This window comes from Pseudomonas cyclaminis, assembly GCF_015163715.1.
In the GTDB taxonomy this organism is placed as follows: domain Bacteria; phylum Pseudomonadota; class Gammaproteobacteria; order Pseudomonadales; family Pseudomonadaceae; genus Aquipseudomonas; species Aquipseudomonas cyclaminis.
The window spans coordinates 1-8,144 of record NZ_JADDUM010000226.1; the positions used below are offsets into that span (position 1 = coordinate 1).

4 protein-coding genes and 2 pseudogenes are annotated in these 8,144 nt (G+C 63.6%); 3 read left to right on the forward strand and 3 right to left on the reverse strand.

Annotation, left to right across the window (positions count from 1 at the left end; translation table 11 throughout):
* Positions 1-119: 119 nt before the first annotated feature.
* Positions 120-1,027: pseudogene (locus tag IQK56_RS25080) on the reverse strand (LysR family transcriptional regulator).
* Between the two features lie 204 nt (positions 1,028-1,231).
* On the opposite strand from IQK56_RS25080, the gene IQK56_RS25085 reads away from it, so the two are divergent.
* Positions 1,232-1,630, forward strand: a complete 399-nt coding sequence (locus tag IQK56_RS25085) for a helix-turn-helix domain-containing protein (RefSeq protein WP_122307320.1) — start codon at positions 1,232-1,234, stop codon at positions 1,628-1,630.
* A 58-nt stretch (positions 1,631-1,688) separates the two neighbouring features.
* Positions 1,689-4,451 carry an ATP-binding protein gene (locus IQK56_RS25090; protein WP_193861988.1) on the forward strand — a complete coding sequence of 921 codons (2,763 nt, stop codon included), beginning with the start codon at positions 1,689-1,691 and terminating at the stop codon, positions 4,449-4,451.
* Here IQK56_RS25090 and IQK56_RS25095 read toward each other — a convergent pair.
* Together IQK56_RS25095 and IQK56_RS25100 are read right to left on the reverse strand one after the other, a co-directional pair.
* A pseudogene (locus tag IQK56_RS25095) lies at positions 4,398-5,868 on the reverse strand (ATP-binding protein). The gene IQK56_RS25090 and the pseudogene IQK56_RS25095 sit on opposite strands and share 54 nt — an antisense overlap.
* Positions 5,869-6,018: 150 nt before the next feature.
* A complete protein-coding gene (locus tag IQK56_RS25100; protein WP_193861987.1) occupies positions 6,019-6,969 on the reverse strand; it encodes a GlxA family transcriptional regulator in 951 nt (316 codons plus the stop codon).
* Positions 6,970-7,151: 182 nt separating this feature from the next.
* On the opposite strand from IQK56_RS25100, the gene IQK56_RS25105 reads away from it, so the two are divergent.
* The gene (locus IQK56_RS25105; protein WP_150675695.1) at positions 7,152-7,874 is read left to right on the forward strand and encodes a pirin family protein; all 723 of its coding nucleotides are present in this window, start codon (positions 7,152-7,154) and stop codon (positions 7,872-7,874) included.
* Positions 7,875-8,144 lie beyond the last annotated feature (270 nt).

Consider the following 8,144-nt stretch of genomic DNA (forward strand, 5'->3'; position numbering starts at 1 on the left):
CCGAGTGGTGGGGCGAAGGCCTTTTGGTTACTTTTGTGCCTTTACAAAAGTGACACGCCGTAAGGGCGTAACCCTAAGTGGCCGTTACCTAAATAATGGATATGTACACAAAGCCGCCATCAACCCCCACCCGCCATATGCTCCGCAATCCTCAACCTCAACCACCGCTCCGCCGGATCATTGTCATGCACCCCGCTCCACACCATCGACAACTCCGCCGCATCAATCGCAAACGGCGGATCCTCGGCCCGTAACGTAGTGCCCTCGGTCAACGCACACGCCGCATAATCCGGCACGGTCGCAATGATCTGCGTCCCCGCCAACAACGCCCGCAACCCGCTGAATTGCGGCACCGCCAACACCACCCGCCGTGCACGCCGATGCGGGCCAGGTCCAAATCGATGTTGCCGCTCAAATCCCCGGAGAACGACACCATCGCATGGGGCCGCTCGCAATAATCATCCAGTGTCAGCGGTGCCACCCCATCATCCCCACGCAGCACCTTGCACGGAATATCCCGCAGTTTCTTGCGCTTGGCATTCGCCGGCAGTTCGGTGGTGTAGCTCACCCCCACGGAAATCTCGCCGCTGGCCAGCAGCGCCGACATCAGCAGGTAATTGGCACGGCGTACCACCACAATGATGCCGGGGGCTTCTTCGCGCAGTTGACTGAGCAACGGCGGAAACAGGCCGAATTCGGCGTCGTCGGACAAACCGATGCGGAACACCGCGCAACTGGTGGAAGGGTCGAAATCCTTGGCACGGCTGACCGCGCCGGAAATAGTGTCCATCGCGGGTTGCAGCTCCTTGAGGATCGCCAGGGCACGTGGCGTGGGTTCCATGCCCCGTCCGTTGCGCAGCAGCAATGGATCGTCGAACAGGTCGCGCAACCGGCCCAACGCCGCACTCACCGCCGGTTGGCCCATGAAGAGTTTTTCGGCGACCCGGGTCAGGTTCTTCTCGAACATCAGCGCCTCGAAAATCACCAGCAGGTTCATGTCGACGCGGCGCAGGTCGTTGCGGTTCATGGCGATATCCAAACGGTTGGCAGGCTGCCAGCTAAGCACGCAAAACACTGGCTTGATTGCATACCTGTGCTGTCTTTTCCGTGACTGCACCTGACGAAATTAACAACGATTAACTCGTCAGCCAGACGGTCCGGCAACAAGATTGACGCCATCTACACTGCACCCATTCACCGGGAACGCTCCCATCGACTGCGGATATCCGTCATGGCCCGAACTGAGCACTGCGCTCCTCGCTTATCCGCTACCGGCGGCCTATGCCCCCGGCGCGAGCGTATCGCCAAGCAATTGATCCTCGCCAACCTCGGCGAAAGCCTGGCGATTGCCGACCTGGCCCAGGCCTGCGCGTTGTCGCGCAGCCATTTTTCCCGTGCATTCAAGTGCACCACCGGGCTGTCGCCCCAGGAATGGATACGCCTGCAACGCATCCAACGGGCCAAGGAATTGATCACTCAATCCTCCCTGAGCCTGACGCAGATCAGCCAGGAATGCGGGTTCTGCGACCAGGCGCATTTCTGCCATATGTTCACTCGCAGCGAAGGCGTCAACCCAATGACCTGGCGAAACCACCAACTGCGTCACAAGCCTCAAGAGATCGCCGCCTAGTGGTCTGCACGTACGTGGAATATGCTGGCCGCTTACTTTCTCCAGAGCATGGCCACCCATGAGTGACCCACGCGACCAGGCCGTGCACTTCGGGCCCTACCGTATCCACCCGCACCAGCGCCTGGTGCTGGAGGCCGGTCGCCCGTTGCGCCTGGGACGGCGGGCCGTGGATATCCTGCTGATCCTGCTGGAGCAGGCCGGCAATGTGGTGAGCAAACAGGAACTGATTGCCCGGGTCTGGCCCAAGAGCGTGGTGGAAGACGGCAACCTGCGGGTGCATATGGCGGCGTTGCGCAAGGCGCTGGGCGATGGTCAGGCCGGGCAGCGCTATATCGTCACGGTGGCCCAGCGTGGCTACAGTTTTGTTGCGCCACTGAGCATCGAACCGATGAGCCTGCCCACCGAAGGCACACCCCAACGCCCCTGCCATAACCTGCCGCTGCGCCGCACCCGCATGCTCGGCCGCCAGGCGCTGATCGACACGTTGGTGCAGCATCTGCCCGAGCAGCGCTTTATCACCCTGACCGGCGCTGGCGGCATCGGCAAGACCACCGTGGCGTTGCGCGTGGCGGAATTGTTGATCGGGCATTACCGCGACGGTATCCGGCTGCTGGACCTGGCGCCCCTCAGCGCGCCGTCGATGATCCTGCCCAACCTCGCCGCCCTGCTCGACCTGACCCATACCGAGCACGAACCGTTGGCCACCTTCGCGCGCCGCCTGCAAGAGCACCAAGTGCTGCTGGTGATCGACAACTGCGAGCACCTGCTGGACGACATCGCGCTGATCAGCGAAACCCTGCTGCGCCACGCGCCCAAACTGCACATCCTGGCCACCAGCCGCGAAGCCTTGCGCGCCGAAGGCGAGTCGGTGCAACGCCTGGAACCCCTGGCCTGCCCGCCCGCCACCGGCAACCGCGCCCAGGCGTTGGGCTATCCGGCCCTGCAATTGCTGATCGAGCGCGCCATGTCCCATCAGGACAGCTTCGAACTCAGCGAAGCCGAACTGCCCCTGGCGATTGATATCTGCCAGCGCCTGGACGGCATTCCCCTGGCGATTGAATTAGTGGCGGCGCAGATTGAGCGCTTCGGCCTGCCGGGGTTGCTGGTGCAGATGGAAGACAATTTTCGCCTGCTCACCCGCGGCCGGCGCAGCGCCCTGCCCCGGCATCAAACGTTGCGTGCGACCCTGGATTGGAGCTTCGACCTGCTCACGGCGTGCGAGCAAATCTGCCTGCGCCGTCTCGCGGTGTTCCGGGGCGGTTTCAGCCTGGCCAGCGCTGCGGCGGTGATCGCCGGGGAGCAGGTCGCACCGGCCGAGGTGCTGGGCTCGATCACTCAACTCGTCGCCAAATCCTTGCTCAATGTGGAGCCCGGCGATGAAGAGATGGTCTACCGCCTGCTGGACATCACTCGCACCTACGCCCTGGAAAAACTCAGTGTCGCCGACGAGCTCGACGCCACCCGTGAACGCCACGCCAACCGCTGCCTGGCGTTGATGAACCAGGCGCAGGTCGACTGGGAGCTGATCGCGACCCAGCCGTGGATCGACCGCTATGCCCCCCTGCGTGAAGACGTCCGGGCCGCCCTCGACTGGGGCCTGGGCGATCAGGGCGTGCACTTGCTGGGCATTCGTCTCACAGTCAGCGCCATGCCGTTGTGGCAGGAGCTGTCGCTGCTGCGCGAGCATGGCTTTTACGTGGGCAAAGCCCTGGCGCGGCTGGCGCAATCGAGTGCGCCGAGCCAGCGCTTGCACATGGCGTTGCAGCTGGCTTTCGGCAGTTTTTCCTATCATGCCCAAGGGGGTACGCCGCAGACGATCGAAGCCTTTGCCTGTGCACGGCGCCTGGCTGAAGCTGACAAAAACCTGGCTGGCCAATTGCGTGCGGTGTCAGGGCAAATGGCGGTCAGCCTGTGCGACGGCAACTACCGCGAGGCCTTGAAACAAAGCCTGCATTTCGATCAATTGGGGCCACACGCCGCACCGCTGCTGGACCTCAGCGCCCAGCGCCTGAGAGTGCTGGCGCAGCACTTCGCCGGCCACCAGGCACTGGCGCAGCACAATGCCGAACAGGTGATCCAGCGCATGGCCCAGAGCGGCCATCTCAATCGGTTTACCCATGGTTTTGGCGTGCAGTACGACCAGAGCGTGGCTTCGCTGACCATCCTGGCGCGTATCCTGTGGCTGCGCGGTTTTCCCGACCAGGCATGGCGCACCGCAAGCCAGGCACTGGCGCTGGCGTTGCAGATCAACCACGGCACGTCGATCTGCTACACCCTGGCCCTCGCCGGGGTGGTGATCGCCCAGTACAACGGCGACACGGTTGCGGCCCGCGATCAGTTGGACCTGCTGTTGCAGCAGGCGCAAAAACACTCGGTGCCGTTGTTCCACGCCTGGGCGCAGTGCTACGAGGGCACGATGCAGATTGCCGAAGTGCAGGGGTTGGGGTTGGTCGAGGACATTCTGGTGACCTTCAATGCCATCGCGGTGAATGACGCCCTGTTCGAACGCGCCAGAAGCGGTGCGGCCGGCTGGTGCACCCCGGAGATTCTGCGCGTGCGCGCCCAGAACATGGCCGATGCACAGGCAGCCGAAACCTTGCTGCTCGAAGCCCTGGGCCTGGCGCACCAACAAGGCGCGCTGGCCTGGGAATTGCGGTGCGCGGACAGCCTGGCGCGGCTGTGGCGCACCCAAGGCCGTGTGCAGGCCGCCCGCGACCTGCTGGGTTGCGTCTATGAGCGGTTTACCGAGGGTTTCGCTACCCAGGATCTAATCCGCGTACGCCGCCTGCTCGACGAGTTGCAAGACAAACGGCCGGCCTGAAAACGGCCCCAGGTAATGCCCATAACCCTGTTGCAAACGCGCCACCTGTTGCGGGTCGCGCAGGAGTGCCAAGGCATAACTGCGCACGCTGTTGAGCAGGCGATAGCGTGGATATCCAGGGCCGGGTTCAAGGTTCAGCAGCGAGGTGTCGACCAGCCGCGTCAGCAAGTAAAGCAGGTCGGCATGCTCCAGCTCTGTGCCGGCCACCAGCTCACTCAAGGTGGGCAAGGTCACCGCCATTTTGAACAGGCTCATTTGCAGAAACAGCCAGCGCTCCGGCAGGCTCAGGCGCTGGTAGGTCCAGTCCAGCGCAGCGCTCAGGGATTGGTGGCGCTCCACCGCCGTGCGACGGCCCCGCGTGAGGACCTGCAAGCCCCGGCACACTTGCGCCTGCACACCGCGCACGCCAAGGGCGTCCACTTGGGCAGCGGCCAGTTCGAGGGCCAGGGGGATACCGTCGAGGCGTCGGCAGATATCCCGCAACGGTGCCAGGTCAGGGGCTCGCAATACAAAGCCCTGTTGGCCGGCACACGCCCGGGCGACGAACAGTTGCACGGCGGGAAACGCCATTGCCTGTTCGACACTGCCCACCGCCGACGGAGCCGGCACACCCAGTTGGGGCACACGCAGCACCCATTCGCCGGGGGCCTTCAAGACTTCACGACTGCTGACCAGCACGCTGACCTGGGGCGCGTGTTCGTGCAGCACACGCAGCAGATGTCGACAGGCGCCAAGCAGCAGGTCGGCGCCGTCGAGCACCAGCAACAATTGCCGGGAGACCAGTTGGCGGCACAGCTCAGTGGCGCTGCCGCTGGGTTCCAGGTGCAATGCCGTGGCCAGGTGGCGCAGCATCATCAACGGCGACTCGACGGTGGCCAGATCGACCCACCACACCCCGTCGCGGTAGCGCGGCAATACGCGCTCGGCCAGGGCCAGGGCCAAGGTGCTTTTGCCCACGCCGGCGCAACCGGTGAGGGTCACCAGGCGCTGCCCGGACAGACGCCGCACCAGCACGCCCAGCAGTTCATCCCGCCCCATCACCGGGCTGAGCCGCGCAGCCAGGTTGTGCCGGGGCAGGACGGCGGCGGCCACACCCTGCACGGGCGCGGCGAAGCAATAGCCGCGCTGGGGGTCATTGAGGATGAAGCGTTGCCCGTCGAGGGGCACGGCGCAGCGCGGCGATGTGTACCCGCAGATTGTTCTCTTCCACCACGCTGTGCGGCCAGACCCGCTCGATCAGAATGGCCTTGCTGACAAACTGCCCAGGCGCCTCCAGCAGCACCGCGAGGATATCCAGCGCCCGCCCGCCCAACGGCACCGGCCAACCCGCCTTGCTCACCAGCCGCTGCTGCCGGTGAAAAGCATAGGCACCGAAGCGCACTGTGCTATCCGCGTCCATCGCCTGAGGGTCGTTCATGTCTGCAATCGCGCTGAAACACCCGGCCTTGGGCGTTCGCGCATCCTTTTCCGTGGGCTCGACGCTATTCTTGCCAGCTACCCATGACAGGACAATGCTGGCACAGGGAGCGATACGGACAATCGGGTGTGCGAGACGGACATCCTGTCGTTAACTGAACTGCTGTCGGTATTGGGTGGGGTTGAGACCGAGTTTTTCACTGAATAAAAAGCGCATGTGCCGCACGCTGCCGAAGCCTGCGTGGAACGCCACGGTCTTGAGCGGCAGGTCGGTGGTCTCCAACAACTGCCGGGCACGGTCGATGCGCGCCCCTTGCAGGAAGGCCATGGGCGTCATCTGCACGTCCTTGGCAAACAGCCGGGCAAAGTGGCGCGCACTCATGCCGGCCAACGCGGCCATGGACTCGATGGTGAACGGCTGCTCCAGGTGCGCAAGCACGTGGTTCTGCACGCGGGTGATTGCGGTTTCCTGGGGGGCCACGGCGGCCGTCATCGGGCTGAACTGCGCCTGGCCGCCCTGGCGTTTCATCACCACCAGCAGCACCTTGGCCACCTCCACCGCCACCTGCTTGCCATGGTCCTGGGCAACGATGGACAGCGCCAGGTCGATACCGGCCGTGACCCCGCCCGAGGTAATCAACCGCCCGTCCTGCAGGTAGATGCGGTCGGTCTCGACGATGGCCTTGGGGAACGCCTTGATCAGTCGCTCGGTGTAGTGCCAGTGGGTGGTCACGCGGTGCGCGTCCAGCAACCCGGCGTGGCCCAGCACAAAGGCGCCCGTGCAGATCGAGCCGAAGCGCCGCGCCCGGGGCGCCGCCGCCTTGAGCCAGGGCAGCAGCGCCGGATGGCATTCGTTATAGGCACCGGGGCCGCCAGGCACCAGCAAGAGGTCATAGGCGCCGTCTGCGTGCTCCAGCAACAGGTCGGTCTGCACCACCACGCCATTGGAGGCGCGCAACGGGCCGGCCTCGGTGCCAATGGTAAGGATCTGGTAATGCGCCGCTGCCGGCAGGTAGCGGTTGGCGATGGAAAACACTTCGAGCGGCCCGGCCATGTCAAGCAGGAGGAAGTCCGGGAACAGCGCCATGGCCACGGTTTTCATACAAGAAGAATCCATCGAGGGGGAAGAAAGCGGGAAGCATTATGGCATGCCTTTAACTGTCAATCTGAGAGAGACAGTTATTCAAATTACAGCTTCTTAATGAATATTCCGGTAACCAGTAACCTTCTTCTCAACGCAAGCGCCCTGCATCTCGCAGCCAGCGCCCACTTGAGGACATCGCCATGCTGACCCTTCGCAACGCTTCCGAACGCGGCGCCGCCAATCACGGTTGGTTGAAGTCGTTCCACACCTTCTCGTTCGCCAACTACTGGAACCCCAACGAGCAGGGTTTTTCCGACCTGTTGGTGATCAACGATGACCGCGTCGCCGCAGGCAAAGGCTTCGGCCAGCACCCACACCGCGACATGGAGATTTTCTCTTATGTGCTCGAAGGCGCCCTGGAACACAAGGACACCCTGGGCACTGGCTCGGTGATCCGCCCTGGCGACGTGCAACTGATGAGTGCCGGCAGCGGCGTGGCCCACAGCGAGTTCAACCACAGCCAAAGCCGTGGTGTGCACTTCCTGCAAATCTGGATCGTGCCCGCCGTGGCCGGCGCCGAACCGCGCTATCAACAGGAGCACTTCAGCGAGGCACAGAAACGTGGGCGCCTGCAGTTGATCATCTCGCCGGACGGCACCGACGGTTCGCTGACCGTGCGCCAGGACGCCAGGGTTTACGCAGGCCTGTTCAACGGTGACGAAGCCGCAACCCTCGACCTGCCGCCGGATCGCCACGTGTACATCCACGTGGCCCGGGGCAGCGTGGAGATCAACGGCCAGCGCTTGCAGGAAGGCGACGGTGCCCGAGTGCGGGATGAGCAGCACATTCACCTGAGCCAAGGCCAGGATGCCGAGGTGCTGGTGTTCGACCTGCGCCCTCACGACCTGCCGCAGATGCCTTGACCGGCCGGGCGATGCCCCTTTCAAACGGGCCATCGCTGGCATCGATAGTCACCATCAGCGCAATGAAGTTCTCTAAAAAAATGCAACGCGTAACATCAACCCCATACCCGGCAACACCCAAACTAAAACACTCGGAGCACACTCTCATGAAACGCCAAATCTTGCTTAGCCTCGCTTTCTCGGTACTCGCTGCAAACGCATTTGCCCACCCTGTTGTTGCTGAAGGCGGTTCGGATCGACTGATGGAAAACCGTGTGGCTGAAGGTGGTT

Excerpts from the sequence above, each read along its gene's own strand:
- IQK56_RS25085 (WP_122307320.1), top strand. The coding sequence starts at position 1,232 with ATGGCCCGAACTGAGCACTGCGCTCCTCGCTTATCCGCTACCGGCGGC.
- IQK56_RS25105 (WP_150675695.1), top strand. The coding sequence starts at position 7,152 with ATGCTGACCCTTCGCAACGCTTCCGAACGCGGCGCCGCCAATCACGGT.
- IQK56_RS25100 (WP_193861987.1), bottom strand. The coding sequence starts at position 6,969 with ATGAAAACCGTGGCCATGGCGCTGTTCCCGGACTTCCTCCTGCTTGAC.
- IQK56_RS25090 (WP_193861988.1), top strand. The coding sequence starts at position 1,689 with ATGAGTGACCCACGCGACCAGGCCGTGCACTTCGGGCCCTACCGTATC.